At 74.1% G+C, this 20,397-nt stretch carries 15 protein-coding genes and 1 pseudogene; 8 read left to right on the plus strand and 8 right to left on the minus strand.

Annotated features, from left to right (window positions below; all coding sequences use genetic code 11):
* Positions 1-19: 19 nt before the first annotated feature.
* Together AB0O53_RS21345 and AB0O53_RS21350 are read left to right on the plus strand one after the other, a co-directional pair.
* Complete coding sequence (locus tag AB0O53_RS21345; protein ID WP_350995212.1) at positions 20-841, plus strand: phosphatase; 822 nt, start codon at positions 20-22, stop codon at positions 839-841.
* An 85-nt stretch (positions 842-926) separates the two neighbouring features.
* Entirely contained in the window at positions 927-1,787 is an 861-nt protein-coding gene (locus AB0O53_RS21350; RefSeq protein ID WP_365197456.1) for a DUF4253 domain-containing protein, read from the plus strand.
* A 28-nt stretch (positions 1,788-1,815) separates the two neighbouring features.
* On the opposite strand, the gene tesB is transcribed toward AB0O53_RS21350, so the two are convergent.
* The 3 genes from tesB to AB0O53_RS21365 all read right to left on the minus strand — a co-directional run bounded on the left by tesB (position 1,816) and on the right by AB0O53_RS21365 (position 5,381).
* A complete protein-coding gene (tesB, locus tag AB0O53_RS21355) occupies positions 1,816-2,691 on the minus strand; it encodes an acyl-CoA thioesterase II (RefSeq protein ID WP_364845009.1) in 876 nt (291 codons plus the stop codon).
* Between the two features lie 6 nt (positions 2,692-2,697).
* A complete protein-coding gene (locus tag AB0O53_RS21360; RefSeq protein ID WP_031145399.1) occupies positions 2,698-3,855 on the minus strand; it encodes an acyl-CoA dehydrogenase family protein in 1,158 nt (385 codons plus the stop codon).
* Positions 3,856-3,980: 125 nt separating this feature from the next.
* Positions 3,981-5,381, minus strand: a complete 1,401-nt coding sequence (locus AB0O53_RS21365; RefSeq protein WP_350995218.1) for a helix-turn-helix domain-containing protein — start codon at positions 5,379-5,381, stop codon at positions 3,981-3,983.
* 116 nt (positions 5,382-5,497) lie between these two features.
* Between AB0O53_RS21365 and speB the strand changes: the two genes are divergently transcribed.
* The 3 genes from speB to AB0O53_RS21380 all read left to right on the plus strand — a co-directional run bounded on the left by speB (position 5,498) and on the right by AB0O53_RS21380 (position 12,225).
* Complete coding sequence (gene speB / locus AB0O53_RS21370; protein WP_030655465.1) at positions 5,498-6,460, plus strand: agmatinase; 963 nt, start codon at positions 5,498-5,500, stop codon at positions 6,458-6,460.
* A gap of 18 nt (positions 6,461-6,478) precedes the next feature.
* The gene (locus tag AB0O53_RS21375) at positions 6,479-8,164 is read left to right on the plus strand and encodes a thiamine pyrophosphate-binding protein (RefSeq protein ID WP_350995220.1); all 1,686 of its coding nucleotides are present in this window, start codon (positions 6,479-6,481) and stop codon (positions 8,162-8,164) included.
* Positions 8,165-8,367: 203 nt separating this feature from the next.
* On the plus strand, positions 8,368-12,225 hold the full coding sequence (locus AB0O53_RS21380; RefSeq protein WP_365197460.1) for an ABC transporter ATP-binding protein: 3,858 nt from the start codon (positions 8,368-8,370) through the stop codon (positions 12,223-12,225).
* A gap of 47 nt (positions 12,226-12,272) precedes the next feature.
* Here the strand turns inward: AB0O53_RS21380 and AB0O53_RS21385 are convergent, their stop codons facing one another.
* The gene (locus AB0O53_RS21385; protein ID WP_350995224.1) at positions 12,273-12,827 is read right to left on the minus strand and encodes an EF-hand domain-containing protein; all 555 of its coding nucleotides are present in this window, start codon (positions 12,825-12,827) and stop codon (positions 12,273-12,275) included.
* Positions 12,828-13,221: 394 nt separating this feature from the next.
* Here AB0O53_RS21385 and AB0O53_RS21390 point away from each other — a divergent pair, with 394 nt between their 5' ends.
* Positions 13,222-13,476 (plus strand): hypothetical protein, encoded by a 255-nt coding sequence (locus tag AB0O53_RS21390; protein WP_350995226.1) that lies wholly within the window; start codon positions 13,222-13,224, stop codon positions 13,474-13,476.
* Positions 13,477-13,560: 84 nt separating this feature from the next.
* Positions 13,561-14,994, plus strand: a complete 1,434-nt coding sequence (locus AB0O53_RS21395; RefSeq protein WP_350995228.1) for an aminopeptidase — start codon at positions 13,561-13,563, stop codon at positions 14,992-14,994.
* 95 nt (positions 14,995-15,089) lie between these two features.
* Here AB0O53_RS21395 and AB0O53_RS21400 read toward each other — a convergent pair whose 3' ends face one another.
* Together AB0O53_RS21400 and AB0O53_RS21405 are read right to left on the minus strand one after the other, a co-directional pair.
* Positions 15,090-16,910, minus strand: a complete 1,821-nt coding sequence (locus AB0O53_RS21400) for a glycoside hydrolase family 3 protein (RefSeq protein ID WP_365197464.1) — start codon at positions 16,908-16,910, stop codon at positions 15,090-15,092.
* A gap of 96 nt (positions 16,911-17,006) precedes the next feature.
* Positions 17,007-17,912 carry a LysR family transcriptional regulator gene (locus AB0O53_RS21405; protein WP_350995232.1) on the minus strand — a complete coding sequence of 302 codons (906 nt, stop codon included), beginning with the start codon at positions 17,910-17,912 and terminating at the stop codon, positions 17,007-17,009.
* An 89-nt stretch (positions 17,913-18,001) separates the two neighbouring features.
* On the opposite strand from AB0O53_RS21405, the gene AB0O53_RS21410 reads away from it, so the two are divergent.
* Positions 18,002-19,003, plus strand: a complete 1,002-nt coding sequence (locus tag AB0O53_RS21410; RefSeq protein WP_350995234.1) for an EamA family transporter — start codon at positions 18,002-18,004, stop codon at positions 19,001-19,003.
* Here AB0O53_RS21410 and AB0O53_RS21415 read toward each other — a convergent pair.
* Together AB0O53_RS21415 and AB0O53_RS21420 are read right to left on the minus strand one after the other, a co-directional pair.
* Positions 18,954-19,451: pseudogene (locus tag AB0O53_RS21415) on the minus strand (GNAT family N-acetyltransferase); the annotation flags it as partial. The gene AB0O53_RS21410 and the pseudogene AB0O53_RS21415 overlap by 50 nt on opposite strands.
* Positions 19,452-19,588: 137 nt before the next feature.
* Positions 19,589-20,131 (minus strand): DUF937 domain-containing protein, encoded by a 543-nt coding sequence (locus AB0O53_RS21420; protein WP_350995236.1) that lies wholly within the window; start codon positions 20,129-20,131, stop codon positions 19,589-19,591.
* Positions 20,132-20,397 lie beyond the last annotated feature (266 nt).

A 20,397-nucleotide genomic window follows, 5' to 3' on the forward strand; every position in this document is an offset into this window, starting at 1 on the left:
CCGGCCCGGCGGCGGCAGAATGGCCCGTATGCCGAAGCCGATAGAGCCGTCCGACCGATCTGTTGAAGCGCCGAGCCGCGCCGAACTCGTCGACCATCTGGTCCGCACGCGGATCGCGGGGCAGGTCGCGACGCCGCGCGAGAACAACCTCTCCCACTACCGCAAGCTCGCCAACGGCGACCGGCACTACTGGCTGGGCCTGGAACTGGGCGACCGCTGGACCGACGAGCAGGACGTGCTCGCCGTGATGGCGGAGCGCTGCGGCGTCGTGGACGACCCGGGCTTCCGTTACGGCCAGGACACCATCGACCCCGAGCTGACCGTGGCCGGCCTGGACCGGCTGGCCGCGCGCCTGCGCAAGGCGGCGGCCGACCGGCAGCGCGTGCTGTTCGCCACCGGCCACCCGGGCGGCCTGCTGGACGTCCACCGGGCCACGGCGGCGGCCCTGCGCGCCGCGGGCTGCGAGATCGTCGTGATTCCGCAGGGGCTGACGGCCGACGAGGGCTCGGTGTGGCAGTTCGCGGACGTCGCGGTGCTGGAGCGGGGCGCGACCCTGTGGCACACCCATTCGCCGGAGCCGATGACCGCGATCCTGGACGGCCTGACGGCTTCGAGCCGCCCGCAGCCGGACCTCGTCGTCGCCGACCACGGCTGGGCGGGCTGTGCGGCCCAGCGCGGCCTGGACGCGGTCGGTTACGCCGACTGCAACGACCCGGCCCTCTTCATCGGCGAGGCCGAGGGCACCCTCCAGGTGGCGGTCCCGCTGGACGACCACGTCCGCGACCCGCGCTTCTACGACCCGATGGTGGCCTACCTCCTCCACGCGGCGGGCCTGCACTGACACCCCTGCCGCGCAGCCACGGAGAACCCCCGCCCGGCCCCGCCGGTCGGGGCGCGTTGTCAGTGGGCGCGGTTAGCGTCGCCGCATGGTGAAGCCCCCGAGGAAGCGCGATCCGCTGCACGTCCTGGCCGATGACCCCCGAGGGCGTTCCCTCGGGCTGGACCTGCCAGCCGGCGGGGTCGTGCTGAGGCCCGGGCGGCGCCGGTGGGGGAAGGGTTCCGAGCCGCTGGTGTGGGTGTCCGACGAGGCGGTGGGCGTGGGCGCGCTCGCCGCGCACCGCAGCCCGCAGCTCGCCGCCGCCGGACTGCAGGCGGTGCTGCTGCAGGACCGCCCCGGGCTGGAACGCTGGTGGCAGGACCGGGAGTTCGCGCCGGAGCGGATGTCCGACCCGGACGACCACCACGTCGAGCCCGTGCTGCGCGAGTTCTGGAGCAGGGTGGTTCCCGACCCGGAGGAGGGGGAGGAGGGCGAGGAGATCGTCGCGCCCTTCGGCCGGGACTGGCCCGGGCTGGCGGTGCCCGGCCCGCCCGACGGTCCCGACGTCCCGGATCCGCAGGCCGCCGCCTGCGAGCTGGCGGACGAGCTGATCGTGGGCGGAGTCCTGCCGGGCCCGAGGCTGGCGCTGGTCCCTGCCGCCCGGGGTGCCGACGTACCCACCGCGCTGGGCTGGGGCGGGCCGACCAACTTCGAGAACGACACCGCCCTGATCAGCGTGGTGCTCCGGTCCTGGGAGGCACGCTTCGGCGCCCGGCTCGTCGCCCTCGGATTCGACGAGCTCCACCTGTCGGTGGCGGCCCCGCCGCCCACGACCGCCCGCGCCCTGCCCGTCGCGGCGGAGCACTTCGCGCTCTCGCCCGACAACATCTGGCAGGGCTCCGGCAGCATCCGGGCCTACACCGACGAGGCCGTCACCGGATGCGGCCACTGGGCGTTCTGGTGGGACTGACCGGCCTGCCGCGGAGTCGGGCGCGCGGTCAGGCACGCGGGATGCGGACCACGCCCTCCTGGATGACCGTGATCGCCAGCCGGCCGTCCTGGGTGTAGATGCGGGCCTGGCCCAGGCCCCGGCCGCCGTGGGCCGAGGGGGACTCCTGGTCGTACAGCAGCCACTCGTCCGCGCGGAAGGGCCGGTGGAACCACATCGCATGGTCCAGCGAGGCCCCAACCACGTCGCCGACCGCCCAGCCGCCGCGCCCGTGCGCGAGCAGGACCGCGTCGAGCAGGGTCATGTCGGAGACGTAGGTGGCCAGGCAGGTGTGCAGGAGCGGGTCGTCCGCGAGCTTGCCCTGGGTGCGGAACCAGACCTGCGAGCGCGGCTGGAGCGGTTCGCCGACCGTGCCCCAGGGCGGGGTGGTCGCGTACCGCAGGTCCACCGCCCCGCGCGCCTCCAGCAGCCGCTCCACGGTGCCCGGGTCGCGGAAGATCTCGCGGTACGGGGGCAGCGCCTCGGCGGCCGTCGGCAGGGACTCCGGGTCCGGTGCGGCCGGCATCGGGACCTGGTGCTCCAGCCCCTCCTCGTACGTCTGGAAGGACGCGGAGAGGTGGAAGATCGGCTGCCCGTGCTGGACGGCGACCACGCGCCGGGTGGTGAAGGACCGCCCGTCGCGGATCCGGTCCACGGAGTAGACGATCGGCGCGCCGGAGTCGCCGGTGCGCAGGAAGTACGAGTGCAGCGAGTGCGGCAGACGGTCCGCGGGCACCGTGCGTCCGGCCGCGACCAGGGCCTGCGCGGCCACCTGGCCGCCGAACACGCGCGGCACCAGGGAGGTGCGGCTGGTGCCGCGGAAGATGTTCTCCTCGATCTGCTCCAGGTCGAGCAGATCGAGGAGATCCGTCAGTGCCTCGTTCAAGGGGACTTACAGGCCCATCGACTTGGCGATGATCGACTTCATGATCTCGCTGGTGCCGCCGTAGATGCGGTTGACGCGGTTGTCGGCGTACAGGCGGGCGATCGGGTACTCGTTCATGTAGCCGTAGCCGCCGTGCAGCTGGAGGCAGCGGTCGATGACGCGGTGCGCGACCTCGGTGCAGAACAGCTTCGCGGAGGCGGCCTCGGCCGGGGTCAGCTCGCCGGCGTCCAGGGCCTCCAGGGCGCGGTCGGCCACGGCCTGGGCGGCGTCCACCTCGGCCTGGCAGGCGGCCAGCTCGAACTTGGTGTTCTGGAAGTGCGCGACGGGCTTGCCGAAGACGGTGCGCTCGGTGACGTACTGCTGGGCGAACCGGACGGCGGCGGCGGCCTGGGCGTAGGCGCCGAAGGCGATGCCCCAGCGCTCGGAGGCCAGGTTGTGGCCGAGGTAGTAGAAGCCCTTGCCCTCCTCGCCGAGCAGGTCCTCGACCGGGACCTTCACGTCGACGAACGCCAGCTCGGCGGTGTCGGAGGTCTTCAGGCCCAGCTTGTCGAGCTTGCGGCCGATGGAGTAGCCCTCGGACTTGGTGTCCACGGCGAAGAGGGAGATGCCGAAGCGGCGGTCGTCCTCGCTCGGGGCGGAGGTGCGGGCGCAGACGATCACGCGGTCGGCGTGGACGCCGCCGGTGATGAAGGTCTTGGAGCCGTTGAGGACGTAGTGGGTGCCGTCCTCGGAGAGCTTGGCGGTGGTCTTCATGCCCGCGACGTCGGAGCCGGTGCCCGGCTCGGTCATGGCGAGGGCCCACATCTCCTCGCCGGAGACGAACTTCGGCAGGAAGCGCTTCTTCTGCTCGTCGTCGGCGAGCATCTTGATGTAGGGCAGGGCGAGCAGCACGTGCACGCCGGAGCCGCCGAAGTTCACGCCCGCGCGGGAGGTCTCTTCGTAGAGGACGGCCTCGAACTTGTGGGTGTCCAGGCCCGCGCCGCCGAACTCCTCGGGCACGTTGATGCCGAAGACGCCCAGCTCGCCGAGCTTGTAGTAGAAGTCGCGCGGCGCCTGGCCGGCGGCGAACCACTCGTCGTAGACGGGGACGACCTCGGCCTCGATGAAGGCGCGGATGGTCTCGCGGAACGCCTCGTGGTCCTCGTTGAACACCGTACGGCGCACGGCCGGCTCCCTTCGTCGCGGCGGTCCGCCGCCTAAATTAAGCGCTTGCTCAGACTAAGTTACCGACGAGTTGACCAGGCTGTCCAGACTCGGTCGCACGCGCGTACGTCACACCCCCGGCCGGATCACTCCCGGCGCAGCGCGAACCACAGCTCCATCCGCACGTCCGGGTCGTCCACGTCCCGGTCCAGCAGGACCGCGCAGCGCGCCACACGCTGGCGCACGGTGTTGCGGTGCACCCCCAGGGCGGCCGCCGTGCGGTCCCAGCTGCCGTGGTGCGCCAGCCAGGCCCGCAGGGTCTCGCGCAGCGCGGGGGAGAGCGGGCCGAGCAGGGCCTCGGCGTGGGCGCGGGCCTCGGCCTGCCCGACCAGGCCCGCGAGGCCGGCGTCGGCGTGCCGGGCCAGCGGGGTACGGGCCGCCTCCGCGCGCCGCAGGGCCCGCCCGGCCTGGGCGTCGGCCGCGGCCAGGGCCTCCGGCCCCGCCGGGGCGCTCACCCCCAGCCGCCATCCGGGCTGCGCGCCCCCCGGCTCCCGGTCGGTCAGCAGCCGCGCGCCGCCCTCGTGCGGGTCCAGCAGTACGGTGCCCAGCGCGGCCGCGAGGGCCCGCGGATCCCCGGTGCCGCGGGCGTGGACGGCGTACCAGGGCCCGGCGGTCAGGGCCGCGGCCGGATCCCCGTCCAGCAGCAGCCGGGTCAGGGCCGCGGCCTCCGTCCCGGCCGGCCGCTCGGCGGTGAGCAGGGTCAGCAGGACCGCGGCCACCGAGGCCACGGTGTGGTCGCCGGGCGTGCGGGCCGGGGTCGCGGTGCCCAGCGCGGCCCGCCCGGTCAGGGCATAGGCGGCCAGGTGGTGTCCGCCCGCCCGGTCCGTGGCCGTGGCGGGCCCGCCCTCGCGGCCCACCCGGGCCAGCAGCGCCGACAGCGCCTCCCGGGCCGGTTCGGGCAGGTCCGGGCCCGCGGTCCGGCCGCCCGGCCACAGGGCGACCGAGCCGCCCAGGCTCGCGGCGAGCCGGGCCAGCACCGCCGGGACCGGATCGGGCCGGGCCGCGGCCGCCGCCAGGGCCTGCTGGGCCTCGGTGGTCCGGCGCAGCTCTCGGGTCCGGGCCTCCGCCGTGAGCCGCCCCACCGCGCGGGCGACCGCCGAGAACGGGGTCCGCGGGGGAACCTCCAGCAGCGGCAGCCCGTGCCGGGCACAGGCCTCGGCCAGCGCGGCCGGGACCTCCTCGTGCACCGGGGCCACGCCGAAGCCGAGGGCGGCCGCCCCCGCCCCGGCCAGCCGGGCCGCGTACCCGTCGGGATCCTCGGCGGGGCCCGCCCCGGCGGTCAGGAGCAGCTCGCCGCCCAGCAGGTAGGGGGTGGGGTCGGGCATCTCGGAGGCGTGCACGCCGTGCACCCCGGCGGCGGCCGGACCGGCGAGGTGGCGCAGGCCGAGGTCCCGGTCGGCGAGCAGCGAGGCGAGGGGCACCGGCGGGGTGAGCGGCTCCCCGGCGGGCCCGTGGCCGTACTCCGGATCACGGGGACCGGCAGGCATGGATACTCCGTACACATCAGCAGGGCCAGATGGATGAAACGTACACTCCCCACCCTCCGGCGGCGCGCTTACGCTCGAAGGACCGCACACGTCAGGCCAGAGAAAGAGGCACAGCCATGAGCACGCAGCCGCGCGGACCCGTCGACTCCTCCCGCATCCCGCGCTACGCGGGCCCGGCGACCTTCGCCCGGCTGCCCCGCCTCGACGAGGTCGGCTCCGCCGATGTCGCCGTCGTCGGCGTGCCCTTCGACTCGGGCGTCTCCTACCGTCCCGGCGCCCGCTTCGGCGGCAACGCCATCCGCGAGGCCTCGCGCCTGCTGCGCCCCTACAACCCGGCGCAGGACGCCTCCCCCTTCGCCCTCGCGCAGGTCGCGGACGCCGGCGACATCGCGGTGAACCCCTTCAACATCAACGAGGCCGTCGAGACGGTCGAGGCCGCCGCCGACGAGCTCCTCGGCAACGGCTCCCGCCTGATGACCCTCGGCGGCGACCACACCATCGCCCTGCCGCTGCTGCGCTCCGTGGCCAAGAAGCACGGCCCGGTCGCCCTGCTGCACTTCGACGCGCACCTGGACACCTGGGACACCTACTTCGGCGCCGAGTACACCCACGGCACCCCGTTCCGCCGCGCCGTCGAGGAGGGCATCCTCGACACCGAGGCCCTCTCCCACGTCGGCACCCGCGGCCCGCTGTACGGCAAGCAGGACCTCGACGACGACGCGAAGATGGGCTTCGGCATCGTCACCTCGGCGGACGTCTACCGCCGCGGCGCCGACGAGGTCGCCGACCAGCTGCGCCAGCGCATCGGAGACCGCCCGCTCTACATCTCCATCGACATCGACGTCCTGGACCCGGCGCACGCCCCCGGCACCGGCACCCCCGAGGCCGGCGGCATGACCTCCCGCGAGCTCCTGGAGATCATCCGCGGACTGTCCTCCTGCAACCTCGTTTCCGCCGACGTGGTCGAGGTCGCCCCGGCGTACGATCACGCCGAGATCACCTCGGTCGCGGCCTCGCACACCGCGTACGAGCTCACCACGATCATGAGCCGCCAGATCGCGGCGGCGAAGGCGAAGTAAGAAGGGCACCACACCCCCGTGACGCACGACCACGACCTGGTACTCCGTCCCACCGAGGCCCAGACGGCCGCCGCCCTGGCCCCGCCGCCGGGCCGGACGGGCGGGGACCTGGTCGTGGAGACGCTGCGTTCGCTGGGCGCCACCACCGTGTTCGGACTGCCGGGGCAGCACGCCCTCGGCCTCTTCGACGCGGTGGGGCGCTCCGATCTGCGCCTCGTCACCCTCCGCGTGGAGAACAACGCCGGCTTCGCGGCCGACGCGTACGGCCGGATCACCGGCGAGGCGGCGCCCCTCCTGCTGTCCACCGGCCCCGGCGCCCTCACCGCCCTGCCGGCCCTGGCGGAGGCGGCGGCGGCCTCGGCCCCCGTCCTCGCCATCTCCTCCCAGGTGCCGGTCGCGGGCCTCGGCGGCGGGCGGCGCGGCCACCTGCACGAGCTGCGTGACCAGGCCGCGTCCTTCCGGGACGTGGTCAAGTCGGTCCACGAGGCGCGCACCGCCTCGCAGATCCCCTCGGTCGTCGCCGAGGCCTGGGAGTCCGCGCTCACGGCCCCGCACGGGCCCGTCTGGGTGGAGATCCCGGAGGACGTCCTGCGGTCGGAGACGGTCATTCCGCAGGTCACGGGCATGGACGCGACCCCGCACGAGCTCGCCCCCCGCCCCGAGCTGACCGCGGTGGCGGCCCACTGGCTCTCGCGGGCCTCCCGCCCCGTGATCATCGCGGGCGGCGGGGTCGTCCGCTCGGACGCCTCCGGCAAGCTCCGGCAGCTCGCGGAACGGCTGTCCGCCCCCGTGGTCACCACCTTCGGCGGCAAGGGCGCCTTCCCCTGGACGCACCCGCTGTCCCTCCAGTCCTGGCTGGAGGACCGCCACATGACGGACTTCCTGGAGGACGCCGACGTACTCCTCGTCGTCGGCTCGGGCCTCGGCGAACTGTCGTCGAACTACCACACCTTCTTCCCCACGGGCCGGATCGTCCAGATCGACGCGGACCTCGGCAAGCTGGAGTCCAACCACCCGGCCCTGGGCATCCACGCCGACGCCCGCCTCGCCCTCCAGGCCCTGCTGGAGACCGTGACCGAACGGCAGGACGACCACGCCCCCGAGCGGGTCCGCATGGTCCTGGAGGACATCGCGGCCCGCCTCGCCGACCAGGACCTGGCGCTGGAGCAGTCCCTGCTGACCTCGATCCGGTCCGCGCTGCCGGCCCGGTCCCCGTCCTTCTGGGACATGACGATCCTGTCCTACTGGGCGTGGTCGGCCTTCGACGCCAAGCACCCCAACACCATGCACTCGGCCCAGGGCGCCGGCGGCCTCGGCTACGCCTTCCCCGCGGCGCTCGGCGCCTGCGTCGCGGAGCCGGACACCCCGGTGCTCGCCGTCTCCGGGGACGGCGGTGCGATGTACTCGCTGGCGGAACTGGCCACGGCCCGCCAGCACGACCTGGACGTCACCTGGCTGATCGTGGACGACGGCGGCTACGGCATCCTGCGCGAGTACATGACCGACGCCTTCGAGGGCCGCACCACGGGCACCGAGCTCGTCCGCCCCGACTTCGTCGCCCTGGCGGAGTCCTTCGGCGTCCCGGCCGCCACGACCACCCCCGAATCCCTGACGGCCGACCTCAAGAAGGCCCTCGCCACCCCGGGCCCGTCGGTCCTGGTCCTTGCGGCCACCCTCAGGATGTTCGCCCCGACCCACCTCTGAGCCCCCTCCCCTCCCGCGCCGTCCGGCCCGGCCGCGCGGGAGGGCGCACGGGGCGGCGTACGACCCGGACGGCCCACGTGCCGGGCCTCTCCGCGTGCGCCGGAGGCGACCGGCGTACACGTTCGAATTGTTGCGGCGGGATGAAATCCGCCGGTCGGGGCGTTCCCGCTTCCGGCAGGACAGGACCGAACGGGGAGGCCTACGTGGCGGCGGGACAGACAGCGGCGGGGGAGAAACAGGGCTGGGTCGGGCGGCTGACCGCCTACACGTGGCGGTACAAGGCCAACGTGCTGCTCGCGCTCGGCTCGTCCCTGGCGGGCATGGCCGTCATGGCGCTCGTACCGCTGGTCACCAAGGTGATCATCGACGACGTCATCGGGGACCACACCAAGCCCATGGGCCCCTGGGCCGGGATGCTCATAGCCGCCGCCCTGCTCGTGTACGTCCTCACCTACATACGCCGGTACTACGGCGGACGCCTCGCCCTCGACGTGCAGCACGACCTGCGCACCGACATGTACGACACCATCTCCCGCCTCGACGGGCGGCGGCAGGACGAGCTGTCCACCGGGCAGGTCGTCGGACGCGCCACCACCGACCTCCAGCTCATCCAGGGCCTCCTCTTCATGCTCCCGATGACGATCGGGAACTTCCTGCTCTTCGGGATATCCCTCGGGATCATGCTGTGGCTGTCGCCGCTGCTGACCGTCGTCGCGCTGCTGATGGCCCCCGCCCTGTGGTTCATCGCCAAGCGCAGCCGCAAGAAGCTCTTCCCCGCCACCTGGTACGCGCAGAGCCAGGCCGCCGCCGTCGCGGGCGTCGTCGACGGAGCCGTGACCGGCGTACGCGTCGTCAAGGGCTTCGGCCAGGAGGAGCAGGAGACCGGCAAGCTCCGCGAGGCCGGGCGCCGGCTGTTCGCCGGACGGATGCGGGCCATCCGGCTCAATTCCCGCTACACCCCGGCCCTCCAGGCCGTGCCCGCGCTCGCCCAGGTCGCCATGCTGGCGCTCGGCGGCTGGCTGGCCACCGAGGGGCGGGTCACCCTCGGCACCTTCGTCGCCTTCTCCACCTACCTCGCGCAGCTCGTCGGCCCCGTCCGCATGCTCGCCATGGTCCTCACCGTCGCCCAGCAGGCCCGCGCCGGCGCCGACCGCGTCTTCGAGCTCATCGACACGGAGCCCGCGATCCGGGAGGGCGCGCGCGAGCTGCCCGCCGACGCGCCCGCCACCGTGGAGTTCGAGGACGTCCACTTCGGCTACGACCCCGAACGGCCCGTCCTCGACGGGTTCTCGCTGTCCGTCGCGGAGGGCGAGACCGTCGCCGTCGTCGGCGCCTCCGGCAGCGGGAAGTCCACCGTCTCGCTCCTCATGCCGCGCTTCTACGACGCCGACCGCGGCACCGTCCGCATCGGCGGCCACGACGTGCGCGAGCTGACCTACGGCTCCCTGCGCGGCGCGATCGGCCTCGTCCCCGAGGACTCCTTCCTCTTCTCCGACACCATCCGCGCCAACATCGCCTACGGGCACCCCGGCGCCACCGACGAGCAGATCGAGGCCGCCGCCCGCGCCGCCCAGGCCGACGGCTTCGTCCGGGTGCTGCCCGCCGGGTACGACACCAAGGTCGGCGAGCAGGGCCTGACCCTCTCCGGCGGCCAGCGCCAGCGCATCGCCCTGGCCCGCGCCATCCTCACCGACCCCCGGCTGCTGCTCCTCGACGACGCCACCTCCGCCGTGGACGCCCGCGTCGAGCACGAGATCCACGAGGCCCTGCGCGCCGTCATGGCCGGCCGGACCACCGTGCTGATCGCCCACCGCCGCTCCACGCTCGCGCTGGCCGACCGGATCGCCGTACTGGACCACGGGCGCCTCGCCGAGATCGGCACGCACGAGGAGCTCCAGAAGCGCTCGCCGCTCTACCGCAGGCTGCTCACCGACCCCGACGCGCTGGGCGCCGGCTCGCCGCGGACCCCGGACGCCCTCGCGATCGCCGAGTTCGAGAGCGAGCTCGACCGCGACCTCGAACGGGACATCGAGCTCGAGGCCGAGATCGACTCCGAGCCCGTCAACGCCAAGCGCCGGGTCCCCGCCGGGATCACCCCCGAACTCTGGCGCCGCCGCGAGGAGCCCGATCAGGTGGCGGGCCCCGCCACCGCTCCCGCCGCCGGGGCGAGGGCGCCCGGAGCCGGACACTCCATGGCCGGCGCGGTGGCCGGGACCCCCGCCACCCCCGAGCTGCTGGCGCAGGTCGCCGTGCTGCCGCCCGCCGACGACCGGCCGGACGTGGACGAGGACCGCGCCGCCGCGGCCGAGGAGAGCTACGGCCTGCGCCGCCTGCTCAAGGGGTTCTGGGCGCCGCTCGCCATCAGCCTCGCCCTCGTCGCCGTGGACGCGGGATCCGGACTGCTCCTGCCGATCCTGATCCGCCACGGCATCGACCAGGGCGTGGAAGCGGCCGTGCTCGGCGCGGTCTGGGCGGCCGCGGGGCTCGCCCTCGTGGTCGTCGTCGCCCAGTGGGCCGCGCAGTTCGCCGAGACCCGGATGACCGGCCGCACCGGCGAGCGGGTCCTGTACTCCCTCCGCGTCAAGATCTTCGCGCAGCTCCAGCGGCTCGGCCTCGACTTCTACGAGCGCGAGCTGACCGGCAAGATCATGACCCGGATGACCACGGACGTGGACTCGCTGTCCACGTTCCTGCAGACCGGGCTGGTCACGGCCGTCGTCTCCGTCTTCACCTTCTTCGGGATCCTGGTCGCCCTGCTCGTCCTCGACGTCGAACTCGCGCTGATCGTCTTCGCGACCCTGCCCGTCCTGGTCGTCGGGACGATCGTCTTCCGCCGCAGGTCCGTCGCCGCCTACGAGCTCGCCCGCGACCGGGTCAGCCTGGTCAACGCCGACCTCCAGGAGTCCGTCTCCGGCCTGCGGATCGTCCAGGCCTTCCGCCGCGAGGGCTCGGGCGCCACCCGGTTCGCCGAGCGCAGCGACTCCTACCGCGAGGCCCGGGTTCGCGGCCAGTGGCTTATATCGGTCTACTTCCCGTTCGTCCAGCTGCTGTCCTCGGCCGCCGCGGCCGCCGTGCTGATCGTCGGCGCGGGCCGGGTGGAGGCCGGGACGCTCACCACCGGCGCGCTGGTCGCCTACCTGCTCTACATCGACCTGTTCTTCGCCCCGGTCCAGCAGCTCTCCCAGGTCTTCGACGGCTACCAGCAGGCCACCGTCTCCCTCGGCCGCATCCAGGCGCTGCTGCGCGAGCCCACCACCACCCCGCGGCCGCAGGACCCGCGCGAGCTGCCCGGGCTGCGCGGCGAGATCGCCTTCGAGGACGTCCGCTTCCAGTACGGGACGGCCGCCGAACGCGGCGAGAAGGGCGACGCCCTGGCCGGCATCAGCCTGCGCATACCCGCCGGACAGACCGTCGCCTTCGTCGGCGAGACCGGCGCCGGAAAGTCCACGCTGGTCAAGATGGTGGCCCGGTTCTACGACCCGACCGCCGGCCGGATCACCGCCGACGGCGCGGACCTGCGGGAGCTCGACCTGACGGCGTACCGCCACCGGCTGGGCGTCGTCCCCCAGGAGTCCTACCTCTTCCCGGGGACCGTGCGCGACGCCATCGCCTACGGGCGGCCGGCCGCGAGCGACGCCGAGGTGGAGGCCGCCGCCCGCGCGGTCGGCGCCCACGCCATGATCGCCACCCTCGACGGCGGCTACCTGCACACCGTCGCCGAGCGCGGCCGCAACCTCTCCGCGGGACAGCGCCAGCTGATCGCGCTGGCCCGCGCCGAGCTCGTCGACCCGGACGTGCTGCTGCTCGACGAGGCGACCGCCGCCCTGGACCTCGCCACCGAGGCCCAGGTCAACCAGGCCACGGACCGGCTCGCGGGCAAGCGCACCACGCTGGTGGTGGCGCACCGGCTGACCACCGCCGCGCGCGCCGACCGGGTCGTCGTCATGGACCGCGGCCGCGTCGTCGAGGACGGCTCGCACGCCGAACTCCTGGCGCGCGGCGGCCGGTACGCCGAGCTGTGGCGCACCTTCGTCGGGGAGGACGAGCGCGCCGCGGCCTAAGCCGCGGACCGGGCCGGGTCGGACCCGGTCGGACCGGGCCCCGGGGGTCAGAACTCGCCGAACAGCAGGTTCCCCGGGGCGTCCTCGTCGGTGCCGGTGTAGTACTCGCGTACCGCGCCGAGGAGTTCGTCCACCGTCAGGGTGCCGTCCCCGTCCGCGTCGATCCGCCGGAACAGCGCCTCGGTGTGGGCGGGGCCCAGGTCCGTGTCGAAGGCCTCCTGGGCCCGGTGGAACTCCTCCGGGCTGATGACCCCGTCGCCGTCGGTGTCCACGATCGTGAGGATCGCCCGCATCATCGGGCGGAAGGAGCGGTCGTAGGCCGGCCCGCCCTGCGCGTACAGCCGGGTCATGCCCTGCTTGTACTCCTCGGGCGTGACCTTGCCGTCGCGGTCCAGGTCCAGCTCGGTGAAGAGGTCCTGCCAGAAGTCGGCCAGCCCGCCCATCACCAGTGCGGCCTTGGGGGAGTCGGCCGGCTCCGCGAGCGCGGTCAGCAGCCGGGTGCCGAGCGCGATGATGTCGTCGGCGTCGATCACCCCGCTCCGGTCGGCGTCCAGGTGCGTGAAGGCGCGCGCCAGCTTGCGGTCGAGCAGGTCGTTGGTCATGAGAGTGCCTTTCACGGCGGCGTCCGCGTCTGCGGATACGTGGTGCGGGCTTGCGGTCACCTAGCGTAATGTCCCGGCGGATCGTGAACTCCCGCAGTCACGCCGGGGAGTTGTGGAAGCACCCGTACGAGGGAGGGCCGGGCCGCGGCGGTGCGGCCGGGTCCTTGGCGACGGCAACCTTTCGGGGCGCCGCGGCGTCGTACGTGCGTGCGCACTCCGTGCGTACGACCGATCGGGGGACTGGATGATGAAGGGGCAAAGCGGGCGGGGTCGTCGCGCCGCGTCGCTGGGAGCGCTCACAACGGCCCTGTGGCTCTGTGTCGGCGGGCTGTTCGCCGGCGCGCCCGTTCAGGCGGCGGGCGGTGGCGGGTGCGCGGGCCGGCTGGTGCGGACGGTGTCGTTCGACGCGGGCGAGCTGCGCGTCTACAAGAGCCGCACCCGGGCCTGCGCGACGGCCGTGGCCCGGACGCCCGGCGAACGGCGGCGGATGGCGGTCAGCATCCAGCCGCGCGGCGGTGCTCCGGTGCGCGACGCGGGGCGATTCACCCGTTACGCCGGGCCCGTCACCGTGGGGGCCATCAGCCGCTGTGTGTATGTAAAGGGGAGCGTGGGAGCGGGCTCGGCCGACTCCGGCTGGATCCTGTGCTGAGGGACAGTCCCAACTGGGTCTGTTCAGCTGCGTGTTGGCCCGGCTAGGTTCACGGCGACCGAAGTGAACTCAAGGGGAGGGCGAATGCGCAAGACGCTCGGATGGCTGCTGTCGCTCGTGGTGCTCATCGGCACCATGGGTGCGGCCGGATCCACGGCACAAGCGGCCACCGCCGCGGAGCCGGCGGCCGCCGCGGACATCAAGGACCAGATTCTCGGCATTCCCGGGATGAGCCTGATCGAGGAGAAGCCGTACCCCGGCTACCGATTCTTCGTGCTCAACTACGAGCAGCCGGTCGACCACCGGCAGCCGTGGAAGGGCACCTTCAAGCAGCGCCTGACCCTGTTGCACAAGGACGTCTCGCGGCCGTCGGTGTTCTTCACCTCCGGCTACAACGTCAACACCAGCCCGCGCCGCAGTGAGCCGACGACCATCATCGACGGCAACCAGGTGTCCATGGAGTATCGGTTCTTCACTCCCTCCCGGCCCGACGCGGCCAACTGGGCCAACCTGGACATCTGGCAGGCCGCCAGCGACCAGCACCGCATCTTCACCGCCCTGAAGAAGATCTACAAGAAGAACTGGCTGGCCACCGGCGGCAGCAAGGGCGGCATGACGGCGACGTACTACGAGCGCTTCTACCCGCGCGACATGGACGGCGTCGTCGCCTACGTCGCGCCCAACGACGTCGTCAACAAGGAGGACTCGGCCTACGACCGGTTCTTCGCCAAGGTCGGCACCAAGGAGTGCCGCGACCGGCTGAACGCGGTGCAGCGCGAGGCGCTCGTGCGCCGCGAGCCGCTGGAGGCCAAGTACGCGGCGGCCGCCGCCGAGAACGGCTGGACCTTCACCACCGTCGGCAACCTCGACAAGGCCTACGAGGCCGTCGTCCTCGACTACGTGTGGGCCTTCTGGCAGTACAGCCTGCTCGCCGACTGCGCCTCCGTCCCGGCCGCGGCCACCGCCACCGACCAGGAGATCTGGGACTCGATCGACGCGATCTCCGGCTTCTCCGCCTACTCCGACCAGGGCCTGGAGACGTACACGCCGTACTACTACCAGGCGGGCACCCAGCTCGGCTCCCCGGACATCAAGCAGCCGCACCTGGGCAACCTGAGCCGCTACGGCTACCAGCCGCCGCGCAACTTCGTGCCCCGCGACATCCCCATGACCTTCCAGCCGGGAGCCATGGCGGACATCGACAAGTGGGTCCGCGACAACGCCCACCAGATGCTGTTCGTCTACGGCCAGAACGACCCGTGGGGCGCCGAGCCGTTCCGCATCGGGTACACGGCGCGCGACAGCTACGTGATGATCGCACCGGGCGCCAACCACGGGGCGAACGTCGCCAAGCTCCTCGACGGCGAGAAGACCCTCGCCACCGCCAAGATCCTCCAGTGGGCCGGGGTGGCTCCGGCCGCCGCGCTCGCCGACACGGGCCGGGCGGCCCCGCTGGCGGCCCCGGACGCCGAGCTCGACCGCCGCGACCTGGAGCGCGAGCCGCAGCTGCGCCCGTAGGGACGTGAAGGCGTGAGGACGTAAGAACGCGACGCAGGTGAACGACGAGGGCGTGTCCGCATCCCGCGGGCACGCCCTCCCGCCGTCGCGGAGCCTCAGGAGCCGAGCGGGAGCCCGTGGCCCAGCGGGTAGCGGCCCGGGACCGGGACGGGCAGCCGGCCCGTGGGCCGGGCCGCCCCGGTGAGGACCCGGGCCGCCGCGCGCATCTCCGCGTCCCCCCAGGAGTACGTCGCCAGCTCCGCCGCGCAGGCCGGCAGCCGGGCCGGGTCGTAGGGGTTGCGGAGCGCCACCAGGACCACGGGCACGCCCGTGGCGAGCAGCTCCGTCACCAGGGCGCGCTGCGGACCGTCCCCCTCGGGGACGTTGTACGTGCACACCAGCACCGCCGCGTTCCCCGGCGCCGCGGCCACCGCGCGGGCGGGCGCCACCGCCGCGGCCCGGCAGCCCAGCGCGGTCAGCTCCCGGGCCAGGACGACCGTGGGCGGGCCGGTGCTCGCGCTGGGGGAGGCCGGGTCCGTCCCGGTGACCAGCAGCCGGGGTGCGGCCCCGGCGTCGAAGGGCAGTACCTTGCCGGGGTTCGCCAGCAGGGTCGTCGTGGCGGCCGCGATCCGGTCGGCGGCGTCGAGGTGCTCGCGTGCGCCGACCATCGCGTCCACCGTCGCCGCCGAGGGGCGGGCCTCGTCGAACAGCCCGCGGCGGTACTTCAGTTCCAGGATCCGCAGCACCGACTCCTCGACATGGGCCTCGGTCAGCTCTCCCGACGCGACGGCCTCCAGCACGCTGCGGTGGGCCAGCGGCAGGTCCGGCGGGTTCAGCAGCTGGTCGCAGCCCGCCAGGAGGGCCAGTACGGGCACGCGGTCGTCGCCGTACTTCTGGCGCACCCCGGCCATGTCCAGGGCGTCGGTGACCACCACCCCCTGGAAGCCGAGGCGTTCGCGCAGGATGCCGGTCACGATCGGCCGGGAGAGGGTCGCCGGGTCGCCGGAGGGGTCCAGGGCGGGGAAGACGATGTGGGCCGTCATGATGGCGTCCACGCCGGCCTCCACCGCGGCCCGGAAGGGCGGCTCGTCGAGCTCCTCCCAGGCGGCGCGGGTGTGCCGCATGACGGGCAGGCCGACGTGGCTGTCGGTCTCGGTGTCCCCGTGGCCGGGGAAGTGCTTGGCGGTGGCGGCCACCCCGGCGGCCTGGTAACCGCGCACCTGGGCGGCGACCAGTTCGGCGACGGCGTGCGGGTCGGAGCCGAAGGAGCGCACGCCGATGACCGGATTGGCGGGGTTGACGTTGACGTCGGCCACCGGTGCGTAGTCCTGCCGGATGCCCAGGGCGGCGAGCTCGGTGCCCGCGATGCGGGCGGCGCGCCGGGCGTCGGCGGCGGAACCGGAGGCGCCGAGCGCCATCGCCCCCGGGAAGAGCGTCGCGGGCCGGCCGATCCGGGCGACGGCGCCGTGCTCCTGGTCGGTGGAGAGCAGGAGCGGGATCCGGGCGCCGGTGGTGAGGGCGGCCTGCTGGAGACCGGAGGACAGGGCCGCGATCTGCTGCGGGGCGCGGGTGTTGTGGGCCCAGGCGAAGTAGACGATCCCGCCGAGGTGGTAGCGGGAGACCAGCTCGGCGGCGGTGGGCACGCCGAACGCCGCCCGGTTCTGCTCGGCGTCCGCCGGGTCGGGGTCGGTCGCGGAATGCCCGTACGCCCGGGAGACGAAGAGCTGCCCGACCTTCTCGGCGAGGCTCATCCGGTCCACCGCGCGGCGCAGCCGGTCCCGGTCGGGCCGGCGGCCCGCGGGCCCGTCCGGGTTGACGGCGTCGTCGGCGGCGGTGGTGCGGGCGGGGCCCGAGGCGGAGGCGGCCGCCCCCGCGGCCGTGGCGGCGACGGCGACGGCCGCGGCGAGCAGGGTCCGGCGGGAGGCGTGGTTCGGCACGGCCCGGACCCTACCCCTGCCGTCCGCCCCGGCCGGGCGTGTCGCGGCGTGTCGCCCCTCGGCGGCCGGCCGTGCGACGGCCCGGCCGAGCCGTCGTCACGGTGCGGGCGCCGCCCAGTGCTCCTGGAGGGTCCGGACCGTCTCGGTGATGGCCGGGCGGCGGGCGGCCCCGGTGCGCCAGAGGGCGTACAGCCTGCGGACGGGGCCCGGTTCCAGGGGTACGGCCACGGCCCCCGGCGGCAGGGTGCCGGTGCCCAGCCGGGGGACGACCGCGACCCCGAGTCCGGCCGCGACGAGGGCGACGATGGTGTGGTTCTCCTCGGCGACGTGCGCGATGTCCGGCTCGAAGCCGGCGGTGCGCAGCGTCCGCATCAGCCAGTCGTGGCAGACCCGTCCGGGCGGCTGGCACACCCAGCGCTGGCCGCCGAGGTCCGAGCGCCGGACGGTCCCGCGGGTGGTGAAGGGGTGGCCGGCCGGCACGACCAGGTCGCAGAGGTCGTCCCCGATGAGGGCCTGCTCGACCCCCTCGGGCGCGGGCAGCGGGGCGATGTCCCAGTCGTGGGCCACGGCCAGATCGGTGACGCCGCGGGCCACGAGGTCCACGGACAGGTGCGGGTCCACCTCGGTGAGACGTACGTCCAGGGCCGGGTGCCGGCGGGCCAGATCGGCCAGCACCCCCGGCAGCAGCCCGCGCGCGGCCGAGGCGAACGCGGCGACCGTCAGCAGCCCGCTCGGCTGTCCGCGCCGCTCCTCCAGGGTGGTCTCGGCGCGCTCCACGATCGCCAGCAACTCCTGCGCGGTGTCCGCCAGGTGGCGGGCCTCCTCGGTGAGGGCGACCCCGCGCCCGCGCCGCTCCAGCAGGGTGGTGCGGGTCTCCCGCTCCAGCTTGGCGATCTGCTGCGAGACCGCGGAGGGGGTGTAGCCGAGGGCGGCCGCCGCGCCCGCGACCGAGCCGTGGACGGATACGGCGTGCAGGGCGCGCAGCCGGGCGAGATCGAGCATGCCCCCATCTTATTCGTTAGCAGTGCTTCATCCATGGATGAAGAGATCCGCGCTGGTGCTACATGGTCGGCCGGGCCGATGCTCGGTCCATGCGTCCCGTACACACCGCACTCGCCGTGCTCGTCGCCGCCGTCTGGGGCTTCAACTTCGTGGTCATCGAGATCGGACTCGGCCACTTCCCGCCCCTGCTGCTGTCCGCGCTGCGCTTCCTCGTCGCCGCCCTGCCCGCCGTGTTCTTCGTCGGTCCGCCCAAGGTCGCCTGGAAGTGGATCGTCGGGGTCGGGGTCGCCCTCGGCATCGCCAAGTTCGGCCTGCTCTTCACCGGCATGGACGCGGGCATGCCGGCCGGGCTCTCCTCCCTCGTCCTCCAGGTCCAGGCCGTCTTCACCGCCGTCCTGGCCGCGGTCGTGCTCCGCGAGCGGCCCGGCCGGGTGCGGCTGGTCGGCATGGCCGTGGCACTGGCCGGGATCGCCGTCGCCGCCGTGGACGGGGGCACCTCCGGGCCGGTGCTCGGCTTCACCCTGGTCGTGGCGGCCGCCGCCTGCTGGGGCGTCTCCAACGTGCTGACCCGCAAGGCCTCCCCGCCCGACGCCCTGAACTTCATGGTGTGGGTGTGCACGGTGCCGGTGCTGCCGCTGTTCGGGCTGTCCCTGCTGCTGGAGGGGCCCGAGCGGGACCTGGCCGCGCTGCGGTCCCTGGACTGGTCCGGGGTGGGCGTCATCGCGTACGTCGCGTGGGTCTCGACCGTGTTCGGGTTCGGGGCCTGGGGCTACCTGCTGCGCCGCTACCCGGCCTCGTCGGTGGCCCCGTTCAGCCTGCTCGTGCCGGTCTTCGGGATGTCCTCGGCGGCCCTGGTGCTGGGGGAGCAGGTGTCGGGCCTGCGCTGGGCGGCGGCGGTGCTGCTGGTCGGCGGGGTGGCGCTGACGTCGCTGGCCCCCGCGCGGCCGACGGCCCGTACGCCCGCCCCTGCGCCCGCCCGTACGTCCGCCCCTGCGCCCTGCCCTTCGGAGGCCCGTACGCAGGCCGCCGCGGCCGCGGCCGTCAGCGCCGGGAGTCGTCCTGCAGCGGCAGACGCCAGTCCTGGCCGATGAGGGAGACCCCGTACGAGCGGTGCGGGCGCTCCGCGACCAGGGTGAACCCGGCCCGCAGATAGAGCTCGCGGGCGTCGGCCAGTACGTCGTTGGTCCACAGCACCAGCTCGCGGTAGCCGACCGAGCGGGCGAAGGCGACCACCGCGGCGACCAGCAGACCGCCGATGCCGCGGCCGCGCCCCTCGGGGTCGACCAGGAGCAGCCGCAGCCGGGCGGTGCCGGGTGCGCCGTCCTCCCGCACGCACATCACCGAGCCCACCGGGCGGCCGTCCAGCTCGGCGATCCAGACCCGTTCCAGGTACGGGTCGTGGTCCTCGGCGAAGTCCGCGACGATCCGGGCCACCAGGCCCTCGAACTCCGCGTTCCAGCCGTACTCGGCGGCGTACAGCGCGCCGTGCCGCTGCACGATCCAGCCCAGTTCGCCGGGCCCCGGGTCGCGCAGGCGGACCCCCTTCGCCTCGGGGTCCGCAGATGTCCGGGGTGCCGCGGGCGTGTCCATGGCGCCCGAGGATAGCGCGCGGGCCGGGCCGGGGGGATGCCCCGCGGGCCCGCCCCGCGCTGCGCCGTACGGGTCGCCGCGGCGGGCTACTTCTTGCCGCCGCCCAGGATCTGGCCCAGCAGGTCGCCGAGGCCGCCCTCGCCCGCGGGGGCCGCGCCGGGCGCTGCGCCGGACGGGGTACCGGCCGCCGTGCCGCCGGGGGCCTTGCGGGAGGCCGCGCGCTTCGCGAACACCGCCAGCAGGACCGGGATCAGCATCTCGATGACCCGGCTGACGCTGGCCGCGGGGATGCCGGTCTTCTTCGAGACGGCGTTGGCGACGGGCCTGCTCAGCTTCGCCAGCACCCCGGCCATCATCCCGCCGCTCAGCAGCCCGCCGAGACCGCCGCCGAGCGTGGAGACGCCCTGCAGCGGGGGCTCGGCCACCTCGGCGAAGGCCTGGCGCACCTCCGCCCCGTCCTCGTCGTCGGCTCCGGCCTTCTGCTGGAGGTCGCCGGTCATCGCCCCGACCGTGGTCGTGACGGTGTCGCGCGCGCCGGCGGTGTCCGTGCCGAGCAGCGAGGCGATCTCGTTCAGCCGGTCGTCGCCGAGCTCGCCCAGCACGTCGTCCTGGAAAGAAGATTCGCTCATGCCGAAAACGCTACTTCTGTACCGATTCGCCAGCACCTCGGGTAGGCGTTGGGTAACGGAAATGTAAATCTGCAACTCCGGATGCAACCCTCCGGGGGTACCGCGGGTCGTATGTTGCGTCGGCACTTCCGGGGAGGGATCTGGGGGGATCGGGAAGTCCGACGAGGGAGGGGTAACCGTGAGGGGGTCCGGCCGCGAGGCGGGACCCCCTTCGCGCTGTCCGGGCGTTGTCCACAGGCCTGACGGGATGTCGGCGCCGCCCGGTA

This window comes from Streptomyces erythrochromogenes (assembly GCF_040684695.1).
Classification (GTDB): domain Bacteria; phylum Actinomycetota; class Actinomycetes; order Streptomycetales; family Streptomycetaceae; genus Streptomyces; species Streptomyces erythrochromogenes_C.

What these genes read in the sequence shown, in the direction of transcription:
- AB0O53_RS21345 (WP_350995212.1), top strand. Translation starts at nt 20, where the DNA reads ATGGCCCGTATGCCGAAGCCGATAGAGCCGTCCGACCGATCTGTTGAA.
- AB0O53_RS21350 (WP_365197456.1), top strand. Translation starts at nt 927, where the DNA reads ATGGTGAAGCCCCCGAGGAAGCGCGATCCGCTGCACGTCCTGGCCGAT.
- AB0O53_RS21365 (WP_350995218.1), bottom strand. Translation starts at nt 5,381, where the DNA reads ATGCCTGCCGGTCCCCGTGATCCGGAGTACGGCCACGGGCCCGCCGGG.
- speB (WP_030655465.1), top strand. Translation starts at nt 5,498, where the DNA reads ATGAGCACGCAGCCGCGCGGACCCGTCGACTCCTCCCGCATCCCGCGC.
- AB0O53_RS21385 (WP_350995224.1), bottom strand. Translation starts at nt 12,827, where the DNA reads ATGACCAACGACCTGCTCGACCGCAAGCTGGCGCGCGCCTTCACGCAC.
- AB0O53_RS21395 (WP_350995228.1), top strand. Translation starts at nt 13,561, where the DNA reads ATGCGCAAGACGCTCGGATGGCTGCTGTCGCTCGTGGTGCTCATCGGC.
- AB0O53_RS21405 (WP_350995232.1), bottom strand. Translation starts at nt 17,912, where the DNA reads ATGCTCGATCTCGCCCGGCTGCGCGCCCTGCACGCCGTATCCGTCCAC.
- AB0O53_RS21410 (WP_350995234.1), top strand. Translation starts at nt 18,002, where the DNA reads ATGCGTCCCGTACACACCGCACTCGCCGTGCTCGTCGCCGCCGTCTGG.
- AB0O53_RS21420 (WP_350995236.1), bottom strand. Translation starts at nt 20,131, where the DNA reads ATGAGCGAATCTTCTTTCCAGGACGACGTGCTGGGCGAGCTCGGCGAC.